1 protein-coding gene is annotated in these 231 nt (G+C 70.1%); it reads left to right on the forward strand.

What is annotated here, in order from left to right; genetic code table 11:
• The coding region (locus BN358_RS27615) for a hypothetical protein (protein ID WP_232233095.1) at positions 1-188 on the forward strand (188 nt) is incomplete at its 5' end.
• Positions 189-231 lie beyond the last annotated feature (43 nt).

The following is a 231-nucleotide window of genomic DNA, read 5'->3' on the forward strand; positions in this document are numbered from 1 at the left end:
CCAACGGTGACGCGCGGAACACCGCAGACCTGTACGACTTCGACGCCCGCACCTGGCTCCGGCTCACCGCGCCTCCTGGCGGTGACGAACCGTTCCAGACCGTGGCCGGAAGCCCGTCCGGTCTCCTCGTCGTGGGCGGCGACGACGGCAGTGGCAAGGTCCGCGCGTCCTTCCTGCCCCTGGGCTGAACCGGGGTGTGGTGAAGCCCGACCTACACTCGCGGAATGACCG

It is taken from the genome of Sedimentibacter sp. B4, assembly GCF_000309315.1.
Classification (GTDB): domain Bacteria; phylum Bacillota; class Clostridia; order Tissierellales; family Sedimentibacteraceae; genus Sedimentibacter; species Sedimentibacter saalensis.